The sequence below is a fragment of the Ferrimonas pelagia genome (assembly GCF_039543565.1).
GTDB classification, from domain to species: domain Bacteria; phylum Pseudomonadota; class Gammaproteobacteria; order Enterobacterales; family Shewanellaceae; genus Ferrimonas; species Ferrimonas pelagia.
Map to the genome: position 1 here is coordinate 168,324 of NZ_BAABJZ010000003.1, position 21,443 is coordinate 189,766.

Annotated in this window: 13 protein-coding genes; 4 read left to right on the forward strand and 9 right to left on the reverse strand. The window is 57.6% G+C overall.

The annotated features are described in order from the left end of the window. Positions 1-116: 116 nt before the first annotated feature. Positions 117-2,384, forward strand: a complete 2,268-nt coding sequence (locus ABEA08_RS01120; RefSeq protein WP_345332392.1) for a putative bifunctional diguanylate cyclase/phosphodiesterase — start codon at positions 117-119, stop codon at positions 2,382-2,384. A gap of 80 nt (positions 2,385-2,464) precedes the next feature. Continuing rightward, positions 2,465-3,481 (forward strand): LacI family DNA-binding transcriptional regulator, encoded by a 1,017-nt coding sequence (locus ABEA08_RS01125; protein WP_345332395.1) that lies wholly within the window; start codon positions 2,465-2,467, stop codon positions 3,479-3,481. 10 nt (positions 3,482-3,491) lie between these two features. Here the strand turns inward: ABEA08_RS01125 and nagX are convergent, their stop codons facing one another. From nagX to ABEA08_RS01165, 8 genes are all read right to left on the reverse strand, one after another. Next, the gene (gene nagX, locus ABEA08_RS01130; protein ID WP_345332398.1) at positions 3,492-4,601 is read right to left on the reverse strand and encodes a transmembrane glucosamine N-acetyltransferase NagX; all 1,110 of its coding nucleotides are present in this window, start codon (positions 4,599-4,601) and stop codon (positions 3,492-3,494) included. Continuing rightward, positions 4,601-5,929: a sugar MFS transporter gene (locus ABEA08_RS01135; RefSeq protein ID WP_345332445.1), complete on the reverse strand. Its 1,329-nt coding sequence runs from the start codon at positions 5,927-5,929 to the stop codon at positions 4,601-4,603. Before ABEA08_RS01135 ends, nagX begins: the two co-directional genes overlap by 1 nt. 163 nt (positions 5,930-6,092) lie before the next feature. Then, positions 6,093-7,220, reverse strand: coding sequence for an N-acetylglucosamine-6-phosphate deacetylase (nagA, locus tag ABEA08_RS01140; protein WP_345332401.1), 1,128 nt, complete (start codon positions 7,218-7,220; stop codon positions 6,093-6,095). Between the two features lie 28 nt (positions 7,221-7,248). Continuing rightward, positions 7,249-8,241, reverse strand: coding sequence for a glucosamine-6-phosphate deaminase NagB-II (gene nagB-II / locus ABEA08_RS01145; protein ID WP_345332402.1), 993 nt, complete (start codon positions 8,239-8,241; stop codon positions 7,249-7,251). 48 nt (positions 8,242-8,289) lie between these two features. Continuing rightward, positions 8,290-9,177 carry a glucosamine kinase nucleotide-binding domain-containing protein gene (locus ABEA08_RS01150; RefSeq protein ID WP_345332405.1) on the reverse strand — a complete coding sequence of 296 codons (888 nt, stop codon included), beginning with the start codon at positions 9,175-9,177 and terminating at the stop codon, positions 8,290-8,292. Between the two features lie 14 nt (positions 9,178-9,191). Continuing rightward, positions 9,192-11,798 carry a family 20 glycosylhydrolase gene (locus ABEA08_RS01155; protein ID WP_345332407.1) on the reverse strand — a complete coding sequence of 869 codons (2,607 nt, stop codon included), beginning with the start codon at positions 11,796-11,798 and terminating at the stop codon, positions 9,192-9,194. 420 nt (positions 11,799-12,218) lie between these two features. Next, entirely contained in the window at positions 12,219-12,917 is a 699-nt protein-coding gene (locus tag ABEA08_RS01160; protein WP_345332410.1) for a SapC family protein, read from the reverse strand. 184 nt (positions 12,918-13,101) lie between these two features. After that, positions 13,102-15,747 carry a TonB-dependent receptor gene (locus ABEA08_RS01165; RefSeq protein WP_345332412.1) on the reverse strand — a complete coding sequence of 882 codons (2,646 nt, stop codon included), beginning with the start codon at positions 15,745-15,747 and terminating at the stop codon, positions 13,102-13,104. A gap of 730 nt (positions 15,748-16,477) precedes the next feature. On the opposite strand from ABEA08_RS01165, the gene ABEA08_RS01170 reads away from it, so the two are divergent. Both ABEA08_RS01170 and ABEA08_RS01175 read left to right on the forward strand, forming a co-directional pair. Beyond that, positions 16,478-17,767 (forward strand): NAD(P)/FAD-dependent oxidoreductase, encoded by a 1,290-nt coding sequence (locus ABEA08_RS01170; RefSeq protein ID WP_345332415.1) that lies wholly within the window; start codon positions 16,478-16,480, stop codon positions 17,765-17,767. 255 nt (positions 17,768-18,022) lie between these two features. Continuing rightward, positions 18,023-19,729, forward strand: coding sequence for a DUF885 family protein (locus tag ABEA08_RS01175; protein ID WP_345332417.1), 1,707 nt, complete (start codon positions 18,023-18,025; stop codon positions 19,727-19,729). 167 nt (positions 19,730-19,896) lie between these two features. On the opposite strand, the gene ABEA08_RS01180 is transcribed toward ABEA08_RS01175, so the two are convergent. After that, on the reverse strand, positions 19,897-21,420 hold the full coding sequence (locus tag ABEA08_RS01180) for a phospholipase D family protein (protein WP_345332419.1): 1,524 nt from the start codon (positions 21,418-21,420) through the stop codon (positions 19,897-19,899). Positions 21,421-21,443: the final 23 nt, after the last annotated feature.

Here is a 21,443-nt window from a genome sequence, read left to right on the forward strand (position 1 = left end):
CGTTCTCTCACTCATGATCCGCTGGCAGCACTTGGCAGAGACACCTACCCTTAAGTCGAGACCCCAAGGCACATGGACAAAAGGGGAGGGGCCGCTGAGGCAGACAGGGATGCATTATGAGATGGAAAACGCTCTCAACCTACCGCTTGCGATTGATCGCCCTTTTGGTGATCGTCAGTCTCACTGCCGCCTATCAATGCTTAAGCCTGTATAAATCTGGGCAGCAACTGCACACCAACACCAACGAACTGGCTCAATACCACCTGCCGACCCTACTGCAACTGCAGGAGGTCAGCGCCTGCCTACATGACATGGAGCAGTTGCTACTGCTCATGGATAAATCCCAAGATCCGGCCGATCTTAACCAACAAGTCGATCAGATCCGCCAACGCTTTACGCAAGCCATTACGCCCCTCTCGGATCAAAGCCACGATGAGATCCGTCTGGAAAACATCGACGCCCTATTTAGACAGCAAGATCAACTGATCCAAAACTGGCGCGCCCAGCGACCCAGCAGCGAACAACGTCACCAGCAACTGCTGCACATCGATCCCAGCCTGCCTCAGGTGCAAACGCTGCTGCAGCAGATGATCGACGAACACCAAGTCCATACCGAGCAGGTTCTGACCCGTAGCCTGAACTACACCAGAACCAGTACCGGGATCGCGGTCGGACTGACCCTACTCATTGCCATTACCGCGTTTATGGTCGCCGCGGCATTAACCCGCGTGTCCATCGACCAAAAAGAACAGCGCAAGATGGCCTCATTTGCCGACCAAAACCCCGAACCTATCCTACGGTGTCGTCGCAATGGGCAAATACTGTACCGTAATGCCGCAGCCAACGAGCTGTTTGCACAGCTTCGGCTAGATGACAAACATCCCCTGCCCGATCTCGTCGAAAACCTCACCGATATCGGCGAGCTCGGCCTGCTGCAAAAGAGCTGGACCTTACAACTGGACTCACTGTTTTTCACCGTTCAGGCCGTGCTGTTACCGGAGGACGATCAGGTTCAGCTCCATATCAAAGACGAGTCACAGGCGGCGCTTGCACGCGCCGAGCTGAGCCATCGCGCTAGTCACGATGCCTTAACCGATCTGCCCAATCGGATGCAATTTATTGAAGACGTGCAAGCCCTGCTGAAACACGACGATCGCCCGTTCACACTGGGATTAGTGACCATCACTCAGTTCCAGCGTGTCACCAGCCAGATCGGCTTCCAATCCGCCGACGAGATCATGCAGCAGATCAGCCAGCGCCTACTGCGCGCCCTGCGCCGCTGTCGCCGCGGCCACAATCCATCGATGCTGTATCGGTTTGAAGGCACCCATTTCGCTCTGCTGCTGGTCGAGCAATACAGCGAAGAACGACTGAACATGGTCGCCAACGAATTCAAACAGGAGTTTAGTCCCCCATTTCTCTCCGACGATGAATTGCACACCTTCTATCTCTCAGTGGATCAGGGCTTTGTTCGCTACCCCAAACACTGCCGCAGCCTGGATGGATTACTGAAATTTGCCGATATCGCCGTCCGAGAGGCGGGACTAAACACAGAAGCTACGTACCTGATGTTTAGCCCGGAAATGAAAGAGCGCGAACAAAGCATGATCGAGCTGGAAAATGAGCTACGCCACGCCGAGCAGCAGCAACAACTGATGTTGCACTACCAACCCCAGCAAACCCTCAGTAATGACACCTTATCTGGCGCCGAAGCGCTGATCCGCTGGCGCCACCCCGACAAAGGCCTGATCTCCCCCGCGGATTTTATTCCCGTCGCAGAGCAAAGCGGGCTGATCCTCTCCATCGGGGACTGGGTGCTGCGTCAGGCCTGCCAGCAAGCCCACCACTGGCACCAACAGGGCTACCCCCTACTGGTCTCCATTAACCTGTCCGCCAAACAGTTCCAGCAGCCCGATTTTGTCGACAAGGTGGCCGCCATCCTACAAGAAACCCAGGTTGACCCGGCCAAGATCGAGCTGGAGCTGACCGAAAGCCTGTTGATGGAGGATATGGATCACGCCTACGACACCCTGACCAAACTCAAAGCACTGGGGGTCAAACTGGCCATCGATGACTTTGGTACGGGCTACTCTTCGCTGGCCTACCTAAAACGCTTCCCCGTCGATACCCTTAAGATCGATCGTAGCTTTGTCGCCAACCTGCCCGGCGACAGCCAAGACAGCGCGATCATCAGTGCCATCCTAGATCTCGCCCAGCACCTGGAACTCAAAGTCGTGGCGGAGGGGGTCGAAACCCAAGAGCAGCACGACTGGCTGCAGCAACGAGGCTGTGACGTGATGCAGGGCTTCTGGTACAGCCGCCCCTTAGCCAGTCAGGATTGGAAGCAACTGCTGGCCGCGCACGACACTGTGGTCCACTGTTAATAAACTGCCGTTGCTTCCTAGCCAAATCTGCCGGTACACTCAATCGATTACACTGTCGAAAAGTAATATCGGGGAAGGCAATGAAAGTGACCATCAAGGATGTGGCCCGCCATGCGGGGGTCTCATTTAAAACCGTCTCCCGGGTGATCAACCAAGAACCGGCCGTACGCCAGGACACCATAGATAAGGTCCAGCAAGCCATCGAGGCACTGAACTACCAACCCAACAGCGCCGCACGCAACCTTGCCAGCACCAAAAGCTACGCCATCGGCTTTATCTACGACAACCCCAACGCCTACTACGTCATCGATATGCAAAACGGCATACTCCAAGCCTGCCGAGAAAACCACTATGAGCTGATGATCCACCCCAGTGACGCCACCGCCAGCGATATCTGCGACCAGCTCACCGCCTTGGTGAAACGCTCGCGCGTCGCGGGCCTGGTGCTGACGCCGCCCTTTTCTGAGTCGGCCAAGATCGTCGCCATCCTTGAGCAACTGGACGTCGCCTTTGTCCGCATCGTCTCCGGCTCCGGTGAGGGCAAGATCGATCCCAACTGCCTCTACATCGACGACCGACAAGGTGCTTACGCCATTACCGAGCACCTATTAGAGTTGGGCCACCAGCGGATCGGCTTTCTTTGCGGCGACAACGAACACCAATCCAGCCTTGAGCGACTCGAGGGCTATAAGCAAGCGCTGCGCGATCATCAACTGCCGGTCGAGCCAGAGCTGATCCTCGAAGGGCACTACTCGTTTGATTCCGGCGTCAGTAACGCCCAAACCATGATGGCTCGCCCAGTGCCCCCTAGCGCCCTGTTTGCCTGTAACGATGAGATCGCGGCGGGAGCGTTATTTGCGGCTCAGCTCGGGGGGGTGAAGATCCCGCAGCAGCTCTCCATTGTTGGCTTTGAGAACAGCCCCTTCTCGCGTCAGACCTGGCCCAAACTGACCACAGTGGATCAGCCCATTGTTACCATTGCCCGCCAAGCCACCGAACAGTTGATCCGACAACTTCGAGGCCATGCCGAGCCACAGGTTCAGCGCTTTGTGCCACAACCTGTGCTGCGCGACTCCAGCCAGCCACCGTCGGCCTAAGCGCCGCGGCTCAGACCTTGATGAAGATCTGGCGCCGAGCCATAAACCACAACAGCGCCCACTGCAGCGCCAACAGCGCACAGACCGACGCCACCATTTGGGCCGAGCCCGGCAATGCCGCGATCAGCCCGCCCGCCAGGCTACTAACCAGGTAGTCCCAGGAAAATAAGGCGCTGGCCAGGTAGATGGCGATGGCGTTAACGCCAATAAGCGCAAACAAACCGCCAAACCTGTGCCACGCCAGCCCGTCCACCAGCACCAGAAACAACGCCAACAACAGGGCGCTCCAGCCGCAGCTCACCAACACAAAGGTCACGGTCCACAGGATCTTATTGACCGGGATCCAACCATCCAGCGTCCAGCCCAGCGCCAGCATCAGCAAACCCGCACCACACAAGGCAGCGCTGCGTCGCCACAACGAATAAGGCTGACTGAGCCAACGCCCAGCCCAGACGCCGACCAAGGCATTGATCGCCGCACTCAGATGAGAGAGAAGCCCTTCCGGATCCAGCGGCGCATTCTGATACGTCCCCCCCGACAAAAAGCGTTGATCCACCCAGGCATTGACCGAGCCTGCGGCGCTGTAGCCCTCCGGCCAGAGCCCCTGCAGCAGCGCATATGCCAGCGCGATCCCCGCACCGGCCCAGAGCTGCCCCTTCAATGGCAGATGCCAGACGATCATCGCAGCGATAAACCAGGCCATGCCGATCCGGCCCAGCACACTGGCGTAGCGGATCTCATCAGGCGCCGCAGGCATGCCCGTGCCCCAGCCATGGTTGTAGATCATTCCCAGCAGGCACAGCAATAGCAGCCGTTTTATCGCCTTGCGATAGCGCTGTCGCCGCGCAACCGCAGGCAGCGCGGGCAGAGAGAGCGGGCGCAGCCCCAGAGTGACGCCAGAGAGGAAGATGAATAGGGGGAAGATCAGATCATACCAAGTAAAGCCATGCCATTGGGCATGGCTCATCTGCGCAGCAGCCAAGGCAAAGCCCTGCCAACCGGTCAGCAACAGCAAGGCGGCAAACAGTTGCTCACCGCCGAGGATCCAGAACATATCAAAGCCGCGCAGCGCATCGATGGCCAGCAACCGCTCACGCTGGCCATTGCTCGCCCGCTCCATCAGCGGCCCCAGTTGCGGAGCTTGTGCCCTTTGACGGCATAAAACAGGATAAACAGATAGCAGGGCAAACCGACCCAATAGGCCAGTTGGGTATCGCCGCTAAAGTGCGCCACCTTGCCAAACACCAAAGGCAGAATGGCACCGCCGGAGATCCCCATGATCAACAACGCCGAGCCCTGCGCCGTGTACTTCCCCAGCCCCTCCAGCGCCAGTGGCCAGATGGAGGGCCACACCAGCGCATGAGCCAATCCCATCAGGGCGACAAAGGTAACGGTATTGGGGATCACGGGAATGCCGCTCCAGCCCCAGAGCAGATCGGCCATGGCCGTGCTGTCTGAGGAGCTGAACACCACGCCAAGCACACACAAAATGCCCGCAATGGCGGAGCCCAGCAGCGCGGTTTCCTGACTCAGATAGCGGGGAATGCAGGTGACGCCGATCAGATAGCCGATCACCATACACACCATGGTGTAGGAGGTCAGCGAGGCAAAATTCTGCACCCCGAGACCAGCGCCGTACAGGCCAATGGTATCGCCGGCGATCACCTCAATGCCCACATAGGCAAACAGCGCCACGGCCCCCAGCACCACCTGAGGAAACTGGGTGATGCTGCCCTTCTCCTGATGGGCGTCACTCTGCTCAAACTCCAGCTCAGGCAAGGACGAGAACTTCACCAGACCGATCAAGAACACCAACGCGCCCGCCATATACAGATACGGGGCCACCAGACGGGAAGACAGCTCGCTGATCTGGGCCTGACGCTCAACCTCGGGCAGCGCCGCCAGCTGCTCGGCGCTAAACCCCTCGAAACCGGACAGCACCATGGCGGTAAACAGGATAGGTACCAACACCCCCGCCGCTTTGTTGATCAGCCCCATAATGCTGATCCGCATCGCTGCGCTCTCCTTCGGGCCGATCAACACCACATAGGGGTTGGATGCCGTCTGCAGGATGGTGAGGCCGGTCCCCAGCACAAACAGCGCCGTCAAAAACAGCGGATAAGCCGCGCTTTGCGCCGCCACGATAAACAGCAGCGCGCCAACCACCATCAGCGCCAGGCCCAGCGCCATGCCATTCTTATAACCGGTGCGCTTGAGAATAAACGACATCGGCAGCGCCATCACCGTATAGGCGATGTAAAACGCAAAGGTGACAAACAACGCTTGGAACTCATTGAGCTCGCAGATGATCTGCAAAAACGGGATCAACGAACCGTTCAGCCAGGTCACAAAACCAAAGATAAAGAACAGGATCCCTATGATGCACATGGGTAACACGCTGCTGCGTCGCGAGGCCCCTCCTGACGCCACCGCTGCCGTTTTTGTCATCGTCATAATACGCCTCGAATCGCGAACGCTGTCTGTAGCTGGAAACCGCTGTGCTCTCTGCGCCACTGCCTGCGAGAAAAGCGACTTATCGTCATTGTCTGCATTGTCACTTCCTTATGGTGGTTGTACTCAGGGGCTCTCGACCCCCGGTTCTTGTTATCACTTACTGCTGCGGCTGACCGCCGATCCAGGTTTGCTGTACCTGCAGTGCCCCATCGAGCAACACCATGTCGGCCACAGAGCCGGATTGAAGCCGCCCGTAGTGCGGCGCCAGTCCCAGAAACTCCGCCGGATAGCGCCCGGCCATTTTCAATACCTGTGCTTGTTCTAAGCCGAGCCAAGCCAGGCTGTTGCGCACCGCACTGGCCATATCCAATACCGATCCCGCCAACTCCCCGCTGGGGGCGGTTAACTTGTCACCCTGACGGGTGATCGCCCGTCCCATCAATTCAAACTCGCTGCCTGCAGCACCCACCGGCGGCATCGCGTCGGTCACCAGCAGCATCTTATCAGCCGGGCGGATCTTCAGTGCCAACCGCAGGCTGTCCCGGTGCACATGATGACCATCGACGATCAACCCGCACCAAGCGGTCTCATCGAGCAGGGCGGCGCCGACCATCCCCGGCTCCCGCGAGGTAAAGGGCGACATGGCATTAAACAAATGGGTAAAACCGGATGCACCGGCGCGCAATGCCGCATTGACCGTTTGCGCATCCGCATTGGAGTGGCCCAGACAAACGCGCACGCCCGCCTCGACCAGCTGAGCGATCTGCTGCAGCGACATACGCTCCGGTGCCACCGTCACCATCACCACGCCCAGATCCTGACGGCAGTATTGCGCCATCTCCTCATCCGATATCGGCCGGATAAACTCGGGGCTGTGTACCCCCTTTTTCGCCACCGACAGATGCGGCCCCTCAAAGTGCACCCCGAGCAAGCCGGGCAACCCCTGACGTCGCCCTGCGGCCACGGCGTCCGCCGCGCGGCGGATCACCGCCAGCTCATCGGTGATCAAGGTAGGCATCAAACCCGTGCTGCCATATCGGGCATGGGCTTGGATGATCTGCCCCAGTCCCGCCAGCGTCGGCTCGGCGTTAAACAGCACACCGCCACCACCATTAACCTGAACATCGATAAACCCAGGCACCAGCGTGCCGTGCAATGGCGTCGCCGGAGCCGGCGCATCGCCATGCCCTAAAGCCACAATGGCGCCATCGGCCACACTCAGCCAAGCCGGCTCGATAAACCGCTCTCCATCAAAGAGTCGATCAACTTGGTAAAACTGCGCCATCGGTCTGGGCTCTCCTAATTGGGGGGATCTACAAGGTTTGCGTCACTTTCTTTAACCCCTTGGGGTTATCCGGATCAATACCGCGAGCGCGGGCCACGCGCTCCACATCCAGATAGAAGCGTTGTATCAAGGATAAGGGTGCCACTCTTGGGTGCGCGGAGCCAGTCTGACTCAAGTCGACCACGCTGGCACCGCGACCGCGAATGTCCGCCATCTGCTCATCGTGGGCCGGCTTAGACTCGTCGACAATATTCAGACTGAGCAGAGCTAATTGCTGCTCTACCAAGGTCACCGGTCCGTGCAAGAACTCGGCACTGGAGAACGCTTCCGCATGAATGCCACACACCTCTTTAAGTTTCAGTGCGATCTCCTTACTCACGGCGTAGCCCAGCCCCCGGCCCAGCACCACCAGATTCGCCACCTCGGCCACGCTGGCCGAGAGCAACTGCTCGGGCGCCGCAATGGCCTCATCCAGCATCGCCGGCAGGTTCATTACCGCTTCCGTCAGCGCGGGATCCTGACGCCAGGCGCTGATCAGATGCAGCAGCGCCGACAGGGTCGCCAGGTAGCTTTTGGTCGCCGCTACCGCCTGCTCCTTACCCGCACACAGTGGCACGACATGATCCGCCAACTCAGCCAGCGGTGACTCCGCGTCATTGACCAAGGCCACAACACGGCCACCAGCCCGTTTCGCCATCTGTGCTTGCGCCAAGATATCGGGGCTACGGCCGGATTGAGAGATCACTAACACCAAGGCGCCCTCCAGGGCCAACTCACGGCCATAGAGACTGGCGACCGACGGCGCCGAGGCAAAGGTGGGAATGCCCAGCTCGATCTCGATTAAATACTTGGCGAAGACGCCGGCGTGATCAGACGAGCCCCGCCCGACCCACATAACAAACCGCGGCGGCGTGATCCGCAACTGCGCCCCTAACTGTGCCAATGCCGCTTCATTGTGCCGCAACTGCTCGGCGATCCGAGTCGGCGCTTCCAGCGCCTCTCGCTCCATAATGCTGCTCATTGCTGCCATTCCTTGTCTTTTGCGCCAATTAAAAAGGGAGTTCGAGGATCAGATCAGGCCCATAGAGTCCTGCGCGAAGAAAACCGCGCCCATCTCCGGCGTCGCCTGCGCCGGACACAATGCTCGTTGGACCGCCTCATCAAGATGGGGGATCAACAACGGCCCCAAGCCACCAAGCAGTGCCAATCGAGGCGCCCCGTCGTCCAGCAACCGCGTGGCCAATCGCGTCAGATAATCCACCCCTTGCTGCAGGATCTTTTGCGCCACCACATCCTGATGCTCGACGCCCTGAAAGAGCACACCCGCCAACCGGGCATACGCGGTCGAGCGCTGCCCCGCCAACTGCTCGATCCAGAACAGTGGATCCGATGAGCGAAAATGTCGACTCAGCCCCTCGGTCAACCACGTCTGAGGCCCCAAGCCATCGCATGCCTCAAGCGCCCGCTGGACGGTCATAAGCCCAAACCAAGCACCGCTGCCTTTATCGCCTTGAGGAAAGCCATGGCCGCCGTAGATCTTGCCGTGACCCTGCTGGCTGAGGTAGCCACAAGAGCCGGTGCCCGAGATGATGATGGCGCCATCCTTGCGACCGTGCGCACCGAGGCAGGCAATATGCAGATCGGTCGTCACATACAGCTCGGAGAAGGGGTGCTGCCAGTGCGTCATCGCCGCCATGCAGGAGGGCAGATTCACCCCGGCCAACCCCGCCCCCACCACACAATGCTGCAGCTGATCACGGCCATAACCCGCCACCGTTAAAGCCTGCTCACAGGCATCGACGATGGAATCCTGCGCCGCGGCCAGCCCATTGACCGGATTGGCGGCGCCGCTCAGGCCGCTGCCCAAGATCCCACCGTTGGGGTGATACAACACGGCTCGGCACTTGCTGCCGCCACCATCGATCCCTAGCATCATTCGCTGATCATCCTTATTCATGCTCACACTGCCCTCTAACGCTCACCGTGTGTCGGCTTATCCAAAGCGGCCCGTTGACTCGACAGCTCTAACGGCTGCACCCTCAAGCTGCGCCCGGGCCGAGCCTCATCGACCGAGCGGGCCCGCACCTCGACGCTGCCGTCCACTGAGACCGGTTGCTGCCAGCGCTGCCAAGCCCCATCGCCAATGCGATACTCCAGCGGCAAACCGGGGAAGATCGCGTTGGTGTGCAACTGCCCTTGAGCGATCTGCGCCCCCGGCGTGGGGATCCGATAAGCCACCCCGCTGCGATCCAACTTGGCCAGCTCCTGCTGTCCAAGCAAGGCCGCAAACCGCCGCCAATCCGCATCCCGTTGTGCCTGCTGCTGAAAATGACGTGTGTCTGGGCCAAAGTCGCGACCCGGCCGGTAAGCCAGCTCCCAGTCAGCCCGATGCCATGCCCGCTCCGCCAACGCCAACAGGCGGGGAAACAGCTTGTATTCGATCACATCGGCATGGCGGGTGGTTTCGGTCCACAGTTGGCCCTGGATCCCGCGCAGTCCGTGAGCGAGCAAGCGCGGCAACGTATCTTTGGCCTGATAGCCATTGCCTTGACGATCACGCCAGATCTCAGCGTGCACCGGCAGATTATCGGGCTGCAGACTGAACACCTTATAACTGTTGGTATTCCGACTACCCCAGTAGTAACCGCCCTCGTCCGGATCGGCCTCATAGGGAAAATCAAAATAGAGCGCGTCCGGGCTGGACAGCACCACATCCCAGCCCAGCCTCATCTGTTGATGGGCCTTTGCGTGTCCGCCCCAGGCCAACAGATCCCAACTGTAAGAGGTCACTGGGATATCCAGCTGGGCAGCGGCTTTGAGCATGCCATCGCTCCACCCCGCTGCCCGAATGCCACGCTCATTGAGCAACTGCACCACCCGGCGGATGAAATAGCCGGTCAGCGCCTCAGTGGAATCCAGATCCAGCTCCGAGGCGATCAGGGCCTCGCAACGCGGCGAGTGATCCCAGGCGTGCTCGGTCTCGTCCGCACCGATGTGATACATCCTCAACGGCACGCCAGCGGCGTCATGCATCGCCTTCACCTCATCGAGCACCTTGCCGATAAAGGCGTAGCTGGAGTCCAGGCACGGATTGATGGTGTTATCGGTGTAATACTGCACCGACAGGTATTGGGGCGCGTCTTCCACGTCGTGCAGCCGGTATTGATCGGCCTGCTCGGTCTTGCCCTGCGCGAGCAATCGCCGTTGACGCAGCCCCATCGCCGCCACCGCAGCGCGCGAATGACCCGGCATGTCCAGCGACGGGATCACCTCAATATGGCGCTTTGCCGCATACTGCAGCAACGCGATGTACTCCTCACGGCTCAGATAGCCATTGACCGCACTGGTGGGATCCGTGCCCGCCCCCAACTGCGGCAACAAACAACGCTGCTCGCTGTCATCGGCGCAGCGCTGCGCCCCCAGCTCCGTCAGCTCAGGCAAACCGGGGATCGCCAAACGCCAGCCCTCATCGTCCGCCATGTGCAGGTGCAACTTGTTGAGTTTATAGGCCGCCATCTGATCCAGCAGGGTATAAAGCGCCGCTTCACCGCTGTAATTACGTGCGATATCGATGTGCATGCCCCGATAGTCATAGCGAGGCTCATCGACGATCTGAACCGCAGGCAGGGTGGGCTCATCCAGCCGGATCAAGCCAGCGAGCGTCTGCAAGCCGTAAAACGCCCCCGTTTGGGTTGATGCCACGATCCGGATCGCCTCCGCCCCCACCGTCAGTCGATAGCCCTCCGCCGCCAACCCAGACTCGCGACTCAGATGGATCGGCACGCCATGCGCATCGGCATCAAAACCCAGCAACGCCAGACGCTGCCATGGCGCCGTCATCGCAGAAAATTCATTGCTCAGCAGGTGCCAGCCCCGCGCCAGATGCACCGGCGCTTCGTCCAGAAAGGTTAGTGTGCGCGGCGTCGGCACCACGCCCCGGGCCGCGCTGGGCTGGGCGCCCAGTGCATGGTTAACCTGATACAACCGCTGCGCCGTCGCCAACGGGGTATGGTCCTGCGCCGTACGCTTCAGCTGGCGCTCGGGATCGGTCAGTGGCTCGACAAAGGGCAGATCCCACAACCCGGTCTCAGGATCGCGCGCCTCTCGGGTTGAGGCGATCACAGCCGGCTCGGCCCCCTCCATCATCAATATATAATTGGGGATCGCATCCCAATTGGACACACTCCAGAAGTTGGCGCGAAACGGCACGCTGATCTGCTCGCCCGGCGCCAAGCCAGCAAACGCCGCCGTTGGATAGAGCCGATGCAGATCGCCATTAAGGTGCTCTATCTGCAGTGGCCCTTCTGCGCTTTGCACGAAGGAGATCTGACTGAAACGGATCTCCCAGCCACTGGCAGGCAAGGGGCTCTCCCCCGCGGTTAGCGTGATCTGCGCTCGGTAGCAGGCACCATCGCCCTTCGCGGGATCGCACTGCGGATCCGGCCGGTTGTCCAACACCTGATAGCGCACATCCAATTGCTGAGCCAGCGGCACCAACGGTTGCTCGGACGTCGGCTGACAACCCATCAATACGCCGGTTAGGCCCAACAAACCCAAGCACCACATCACTCGTGACATCGTATCTTCCCTGTCTACTCTGCCCTCGGGCAGCAATAAAAAACGCCGTCTGCGATCGTACAACACACGGCGGATGCCTCTACCAAGAGGGGTGGCAAGATCGTCAAAGGCAACGCCATTGGGGAGAGATCCCCCACCTCGGTGGCTCGCACAGCAAGCTCGACATCAAAATTGTGTTACATCCTGAACGCCATAATGACAACGCTGTCATTTCCTGTCCAGCGCTAATTTGACTTTTTGTTCACAAACAACCGACATCGCCACTACACACGCCAGCGACGGCTAAGTCCGCCTCGACAACAGTGACTTAGCAAAAGCCAGCCCGACTTTCCTTTGCGCGTCATCTCCCTGCCAGGCAGCCAGGTACAAAAAAGCCCCCAAAACTGGGGGCTCTATGCCGGAACAAACGCAATCGCGAGATCAGGCTTGTTTTTGCGCCTTCATGTGCGCCAAGCGATTGATCTGTTGCAGCGACGTCAGGTGCGCGTAGATCGGGCCCAGCAGGCCACGCTTGCGCAGATCAGCAAACTTGTCGTCATCCAACTCGTTCAGCTTCTTCTCATCCACCATGTAAACGCCGTTGAGGTTGACGCTCTGCTCGTTAAAGCGGACGGTCAGGGTCTGGGTGTGCAACAGGCCCAGCTCAGCCAAGTGCGCCACGAAGTGGTGGGTAAACTGGCTCGCTTCCACGTACTGGCCCAGCTTCTGCTTGCGCATCTCGAAGTACTCGGTCGGCTCACCCTGCTCGGTGTACAACTGATTGCCTTCGGTTTCAGACAACAGCTCGCTGTCTTCCTTCACCGCCACGATCATCTGACCTTCATTTTTGGCATCCGGCACCAGCATCAAAGGGTAATGACCGATGGCCGCAGGGATGTAGATCCCTTGCCATTTATCGCCACAGAACAGGTTCTCTTCTGGCTTAAGGCCCAGCATCACCACAGCCTGAAACTGCTCGTTTTCGCCGTTTTTAACAAACACGATCGGGTATTCGGTTGCCGCCTGCACAAACTCATGCGCCACAACGGGAGCGATGTGCTGATCTTTCACGTGCTGGAAACCGGGATCCGCCTTGATGCGGGTATTTGCGTGTTTGCTCGCTTGCAATGGGGCAATCATTCTTATTCTCCAAAACTATCAACCGGCCATAAACTACCTGTTAATTGTGAAAGAAAAAAGAGGGGGTGCTCTCACATTGGAGTTTGCATCGCTGATCCCGTAGCTCTGAACGGGCCTAGCGCACAGGACTGATCAAAAAGCCCCACCAACGTGGGGCTTTCGCATCCTGACAAGATCATGAAGCTCAGAATCTCAGGTTCGCACCGATCACGAAACGACGGCCATTTTGATAGATAGACATCAAACGGCTCTTGTCCGTGCTGAACTCAACCACTTCCTCGTCCGTCAGGTTGACGGCTTCAAACACGATTTGAACATTGTCGGTCACGTCATACGATGAGGAGAAATCCAACTGACCGAAGTCGTCGTTCCACAATTCAGCGCCGGAGTAATGCAGCCCCTTGTACCATTCGGTGCGGTAGTTATACATCAGGCGTGCACCAAAGGTGTCGTTCTCATAGTAAGCCGTTACGTTGGCCATATGTTCAGACACACCAGGAACCAACCCCGAACCCGACACGGCGATGTCTCGCGCCTCATCGTTACCCGCATCCGTGTAGGTGTAGTTGGTGATCACACCGAAACCACCAAAGTCATGCTGATACGTTAGCTCCACACCCTCGGTGCTGCCACCGGCCCCATTAAGCGGCTGAGTGAAGGTCACCAGAACATCGCTGTCGGTTTCCTCATCATAAACGTAAGACTGGGTTTCGCCGCTGGTACGATAGCTCTGAATGTCCTTATAGAAATAGGTGGCAGAGAACAGCGAAGCATCGTCGAAGTACCATTCCCAGGCCAGATCGTACTGATTGGCGATCTCTGGCAGCAGGTTAGGGTTCCCTCGCGTTCCCCGCGGCTGAGCCACGCCTAAATCCCCTTGGATCGCGACAGGCGCCAGATCCGAGAAATTAGGACGCGCCATCACTCGAGCTGCGCTAAAGCGCACGATCTGATCGTACGTCATATCAAACGCAATATTAAAGCTCGGCAGCACCTCAGTATAAGAGCGGGTTTCCGTCACCCAGGTGGCATCCGTCACCGTCAGCCACTCACGATCTATGGTCCGGAACGGGCTGTTACCACTGTACTGATAGGAGCTGGCCGTCTGATCGGTCGAGACCACCCGAACCCCGACATTGCCTCGAAAACCTTCGCCATCAAAGTTACCCATGACATAACCCGCGAAGATCTCTTCTTTGACCGCCCAGATCTCGTTCAACGCTTCGCTGATCGCGTAATCCGCGTCCGGACCAAAGGCAATGTTCCACATCGCATCACGATTGTGCGCGATCTGCTGGGTCATGTTGCCGGAAACCACATCGGTGCCGACGCTTACACTGCCTTTATCGCCCAGCCCACACTCTGCCCAAGTCACGCACTGGGCAAAGAAGTCCGCCAGATAGCTCGAATCTGGATTGGAGGAGGTACCTGGCCCATGCCAGCTGTACACCTGGCGATCCTGAGTCCGTTCGTGGTCGCGGTACTTCAGGCCGGTTTTGATGGCGGTAAAGGCGCCCAACTCAACCGGGATATCAAAATCGAACTGAGCATAGGTTTCTTCATCCGTTGTTGGCTTGTTCCCGCCCCAGATCCAACCGGGCTTCACCTGACTCGGATCGGCCGAATCGATGGTGGTGTTCAGCTGAGGCGTGCCTCGCAGATCATAATCATAACCGCCGCCACTGACCGGGCCCGCGCTGTAGGAAGCCTCATTGTAGGTTCCCCCCTCCGCTTGGGTCGTTCCCACTTGCGCGTGGAACGAGAACGCGTCACCGGCGTAATTAAAGTCCAGATCGTAAGACTCGGTTTCCGTTCGAGATTCCCGGTTAATAAAGTTGTACTCCATGGTTCCCGCTTGCGCCGTCCCCGCAACAATATTGCCATTGGTCACCGCCGTATCGGTCAGATCAGCGACGTTATTACCTGGGAAGATCAACCAGTTTTGATTCTGGTTGTCGGAATCTAACTCAGAATACAAGGCATTGAAGGTCAGATCCCAATTGTCGCCCGGGGCGATCTGGAAGCTACCGAAAACCGTTGTCCGTTCACGCTCCTGCTCAAATCGCGGTACGCCAATGACGCTGGGCACCTTGCCACCGCCATCGACATCATTCCAACCGAGGACTTCAACGCCTTCGCGAACGACAGTGCGAGAATCAGATACCGCAGAGATCAGGAAGCCATAACTCTCTTGATCATTTTTCCAAGAATATAAGCCGGACAAATTCGGCTCGAACTCTTCTGATACCTCTGAGTATTGACCCTTAGCGCTAAACTGGAACGTGTTCGCATCCAATTGCAGCGGACGGCGCGTACGCATCAACACCGTACCGCCAATAGAGCCTTCATCGATGTCAGCTTGGGACGACTTATACACCTCCAGATCCGACACCAATGAAGAGGGCAGCAAGGTAAAGTTAAAGCCACGGGAAGGGCTATCAAGAATAAACCAGTCGGCTGTCGCCACATTCTGACCATTGAGCAGGGTCCGGTTTTTGGTGGCATCCGAACCTCGAATGGTGATCTTTTCACCTTCACCAAATTCGCGGCTTACCGCGACACCTGTGATACGAGACAAGGATTCAGCCACGTTATTATCTGGGAACTTACCGATATCTTCTGCCGTGATCGCATCCACAACAGAATCATTGAATCGTTTGGTGTTTATCGACGCCTTGGCGCTGGCTCGGATCCCGCGCACCTCAATCACTTCGACCTGGTCATCGCCTTGCGCTGCCACCGCCGTGGCTGGGATCACCGCCGCCGCGCCTAATACTGTGGCGATGGAGGTCGCCAGTAGATGGTGCTTAAACTTACCCGTTCCCATCATTATCCTCTTCCTTGTGCTTGTTATCGTCTGTCATGTCAGTTCCATGGCAAATGACAGCGTTGTCATGGATAGCAATTAAGTTATACAAGGATTGCGACAATCGCCACATTTTTGACTCTTTTTTTTAACCCTTTGAATTCATGCAGTTAAGAGTTATAGTGGCAACAACTACGAAGTATCGCGATCTCTGTGGACAAAAATTCAGGTTCAAAATGAGGATGATCCTCGTTAGGAGACTTGCTGGCCATAACCGAGCACCGTTCATCGCTTTGCGTCTGCACAGATAGAGCGGCATAGGTACGTTACGGCAGCCGCCTCACTCGAAGTCAGCTCAATATATGCACCGACAACGACAACTCAGCCCATGTCTGCTGAACGCGTGGTGATATGTCTCGTTTCACGAACGAACAGAACGAAATTCACGCTTTTGCCCTTGTGCAAACACAGAACCTGCGAGACCAAACCGCAAGTGAGTCGTAAAATTTCACTTTTCGCTGCCACACGGTGATCTAGATGGTATTTTGACAAAAGCCTCGGTAAAAAATTAACTTTTGATCGAAAATACTGTGTAAAATCGCTCAGCAAGGCGCCTTAATTGAAAGAAAATGACATTCGAGCACCGCTCTGTCATCAATGCCCTACACACCTCAGACCGCGCAGAAACGTGGCTATCTTCTGAGGCACGGCATGCGTCAAACGGATTTTCAATACTTATAAATCGGAGTCAATAATGACCAAGATCGTAGTTGTCGGCGGTGGCGCTGGCGGTATGGAGCTTCTGGGTAAAATCGGTCGTAAGCTGGGCAAAAAAGGCAAGGCTGAGATCACCCTGGTTGACGTATGTGATCACCACATCTGGAAAGCCCTACTGCACGAACTGGCAACCGGTAGCCTGGACGAAGGGATCAACGCCGTTGATTACCGCGTACACGGCTCCCAGACTGGCTACAAATTTGAGCAGGGTGCACTGGCTGGCGTAGACCGTGAAAACCGCAAGGTGATCCTGGCGCCAATGAAGAACGCCCAAGGCGAAGAAGTTCTGCCAGAGCGCGAGCTGGACTACGACTACCTGGTACTGGGGATCGGCGCGGTCACCAACGACTTCGGTATCCCAGGTGTTCAAGAGCACTGTGACTTCCTGGATCTGACCGATCAAGCGATGGATCTGCGTAAGAAGATCCTGACCCGCTTCCTGCAGTACGCCAAGAACCCAGATCACGATCACTTCGAGATCGCCATCGTAGGCTCCGGCGCGACCGGCGTTGAAATGGCTGCTGAGATGCACCACGCTGCAGACATCCTGCGCGGTTACGGCTACGAAATTAAGCCGGACCTGCTGAAAGTAAACCTGATCGAAGCCGCTGACAAAGTGATGCCGGGCCTGGAGCAGGACAGCCTGCAACAAGCCGTCGACAAGCAGCTGCGCGATCTGGGTATCGAGATCCACACCAGCACCATGGTGACTGAAGTGACCGAGAAAGGCATGAACACCAAGTGTGGTAAGTTCATCCCTGCCGATCTGATGATCTGGGCCGCTGGCGTAAAAGCCCCAGAAGTCCTGAGCACCCTGGATCTGCAAACCAACCGTGCCAACCAGATCAAAGTCGGTCAGAACTGTCAGTCCATCGACGACAAACGCATCTTCTCCTTCGGTGACTGTGCAGAATGTCCTCAGCCAGACGGTTCTTACACCCCACCACGTGGCCAAACCGCTCGTCAAATGGCGCTGCTGTGTGGCGATCACCTGATGAAGCTGCTCAAAGACGAGAACGCTGAGCTGAAGCCTTACGTTTACCACAACCTGGGTGGCTTCGTGAACATGTCCAAGTTCCACACCGTGGGCAACATGTTTACCTTCCTCAAAGGCGGCGTAAACGTTCACGGCTGGCCAGCGCGCTTTGTTTACACCACCCTGTACCGTCGCCACATGCTGGCCCTGCACGGTCCAGTTAAAGGTGTCTTCATGCTGGGTCTGAACGGGATGCAGCGTTGGATGCGTCCAGAGCTGAAGATCTGGTAATTCAGGTATAACCACCTGAAACACCAACAAAGGGGAAGCCATCGGCTTCCCCTTTTTGTTGTCTCCCTCCAGCCGCTCGCCGCCCGACAGAGCGAGCGGCGACACCCTCGCCAGTCGTAATGTATGCATGTCGCTCAGACATAAAATCAAACCTGAACAACGACTTAAACAAAAAATTCGCGCCGACCGCCCCTTGTCGTACACGCTGACCTGTGCCACCATCACAAGCAACTATCCTGTCGCAGTCAAATTATCATGGACGCCTTTGCCCGCATTGAACATCGCTACCTCGAGCTGATCAGCCAAAACCCCAATGCCTGTGTTGAGCTGGGTCTGGCACAGCGGCTCGGGGATCTGCCCGATCCCTCCCTCGCAGCGCAACAACGCAGTGCCGATCTGGCCGAGTTGCTGCTCGAAGCCATCGCAGAGCTCGGCGATCCGGCCGACTTTGATCAACTGCAAGATCTGGAGCTGATGCGCCTGACCGCCGAGCAGATCCGCTTTCAGCACGATCTGCATGTCGACGGGCAGCTCAATCTCACCCGACTGCCGAAGGCGGGCTATGAGATCAGCAGCGGGATCTTTCTGCTGGTGATCTCCGATCCCCGCCCCGCTGATGACCGTCTCGACGATATCCTATCGCGCTTGCAACAGGTGCCGACCTATCTGCAAGCCCTGTTAGGCCGATTAGATACGCCAGTGCAGCGGTGGGTCGAGATCGAGATCGAAACCCTGCAGGGTCTGCCCGAGTTCTTTGCCACCATTATTGACTGGGCCAGCGAGCAACAGTACCCGCAGTTGACCGCGCTCAAACGGGCTGTGGTGCAAGCCGACGACGCCATCGAGCGCTACACGCTCCAACTCAGGGCACTGCCGACGACCCCGACGTTCGCCATCGGTGCCAAACAAGCGGCCCAATTGGTCAAACTCAACGGCATAGAGCAGAGCCTGGATGAGATCCACCAATTTGCCTGCGACTTTGTCCAACGTACCCGCGCTGAGCTAGAAACCCTGCGCCAGACACTCAACGCCCGCTATCAATTGGCCGAAGACACTTCGGTTGAGCAGCTGCAGCAATATCTGAATAAACGCTTTGCGGTCGACGTGCCCCAAGGCGATCTGCCCGCGGTGATCCGCCGCTATCAGCGCGAAGCGGACAAAATAGCTGGGTTCATCCAGGCGCGCGATCTCTTCCCCATCCCGGCCGATCAAAGCATGAACATCATGCAGACCCCGGGCTTTATGGCGCCGATGATCCCCGCCGGCGCCATGATGCAACCGGCCGCGCTGCGCGCCGGCACCAAAACCTCGCAGATCTACCTGACCCTGAGCGAGTCCCTGCTGGATGAACACACTGAGCTGGGCATTCCGGTGATGATGGTGCACGAAGGCATTCCCGGTCATCACCTGCAACTGGCCACCGCCTGCCTCAACGCCTCCGTGGTGCGCCGCGTGTTCCCCGCCATGGAGCTGGCCGAAGGCTGGACCACCATGCTGGAAGACTACATGCTGGATCAGGATCTGATGGGCGAGCTCACCGACGAGGGCCGCTTCATCGCCAAACTCGATATCAGCCGGATCTCCGCCCGGGTCGCCATTGATCTCTACTTTATGACCGGCGAGAAACGCTATCTGCAGATCGGCTACGATGTGGCGAGCGACAGCGACGACCCCTTCGACAACGCAAGCCGTCTGCTCAAAACCGTCACCGGCTTCACCGATGGCCGAGTCCAGGCCGAGCTCAACTGGTACTCGCAAGAGCGCGGCTACCCCATGTGCTATCTGCTGGGCAACACCCTAGTGTGGCAGCTCAAGCGCGACTTTGTCGCAGCCCATCCGGACATGAGCGCCGATGCACAAGACAAGGCATTCCACCGCCACTTCTTAGCGGCGGGCAACATGCCGATGGCCATGCTGCGCCAACGCTTCGAGCAGCTTGGCCTGCTCAGCGTCAATACCTGAGCCTCGACGCCTAAAACCAACAAAACCGGCAGCCTTTTGGCTGCCGGTTTTGTTGGTGCCGATCTCAGGCAGAGCAAACCAGATCGCCACCGTTAACGGCCAAGCACCCTGAGGACGATTGCGCCCAATACACCGCTGCTCGCCTTCATTGCGGCAACCTCACCGGCTTACAGATACTTCTCTATCGGTAGCAGCTGCAATAAGCGCGATTTCGCCCGCGGCCATCGCCCCATTTCCGGTTCGCTTGTCCAGCTGGAATCCCCCGAATACCAATGCAACTGATCGTGCTTGAGCTCAAGATGCCAACTGTGCTCCTCCGCCATCGCCTCAGCCATCTTTCCAGCCAAGTCGTGCGCCAGTGTCTCACTCTCGATCAGCAATACGGATTCGGTGTTGAGGTACGTTGAGCGCAGATTGAGGTTAAACGATCCGATCCCCACGATCTTGTCGTCATACACCACCGCTTTGCTGTGCAACCCATAGGGCGCAAGTGGCGCACACTTGGCGTGATCTTGAGTGGATCGCCCGCACAATGTGGTGTCTGGCTTCAATTCAAACAACGCCATGCCATGCGCTAGGATCGCCTTGCGTCGACCGGCATAGCCTGAGTGATTAGTGAGCAGATCATTCGAGGCCATCGAGTTCGTCAGGGCTTTGATCTCAACGCCGGCATGGGTTAACTGCGCCACCTTTTTAAGCTGGCGGTCATCCAAAACCAGATAGGCGGATTCGATCAAAATCGAATCTTCAGCCTGTTGCGCCAACTCATCTAACGCCCGCGCCGTCGCTTTGGGCTCGTTGCTGTCTTTCACATCTGCGGGAACCGGCCGGTCTACAACATAATCAGCTTTGACCCAAGCCATGTCTTCCATTAACGCCATTAGGAATTGGTTGGCCGCAGCACGCCCCTCAGGTAGAGCGGGGTAATTTTTATAGATGGGCGCCGTGGCCTGCGTTAACTGGGCGTGGTTTGAACGTGTGTTGCCACCGAGCAGATCGATAGGGTACGACCAAGGACTGTTCCAGTACGCTTGATAGCTTGCCTGAATATCTGCGACCACAGGGCCAATGACTAAGGCGTCGAGATCGCGAAAGTTGATCTCATCGGACAGGTCAAAGTATTCGTCGCCGATATTGCGCCCACCCACAATCGACGCGGCGCCATCAACGGTAAAGGTTTTGTTGTGCATACGGCGATTGAGTCGGGAAAAGTCGCCAAGCACATTGAGCCATTTCATCACCCCACGGCGGCTCGGAATGGGGTTAAAGATCCGAACCGAGATATTCGGGTGTGCATCCAGCGTGGTCAGCAAGTCTTCGCGTTCGTCGACATTGATATCATCAAGCAACAGCCGAACCTGAACCCCCCGATCCGCCGAGGCCATCAGTCGCTCCAACAGATACAGACCCGAGGGATCGGAATTCCAAATGTAATACTGAATATCAATGCTGTGCTGGGCCGTTTCGATCAAGGCCAGACGCTGTGCCAGCGCATCCCATCCGGTCTCCTGCAGTGCAACGAAACTCATTCCCGACTCAGGCTCTGGGCGCTGCTGCAGCTCAAACAGCGCATTCGCAGGTGCCGCGATGCCGGAGTCATTCACGTGGTCGACTTGGGCGGGTAAAGAGGCGCATCCACAAAGGAAGGCGATGACGATGGCAAAGAGACTGCTGCGTTGTAGCACACGCATTAACGACATTTCCTTGTTGAGGT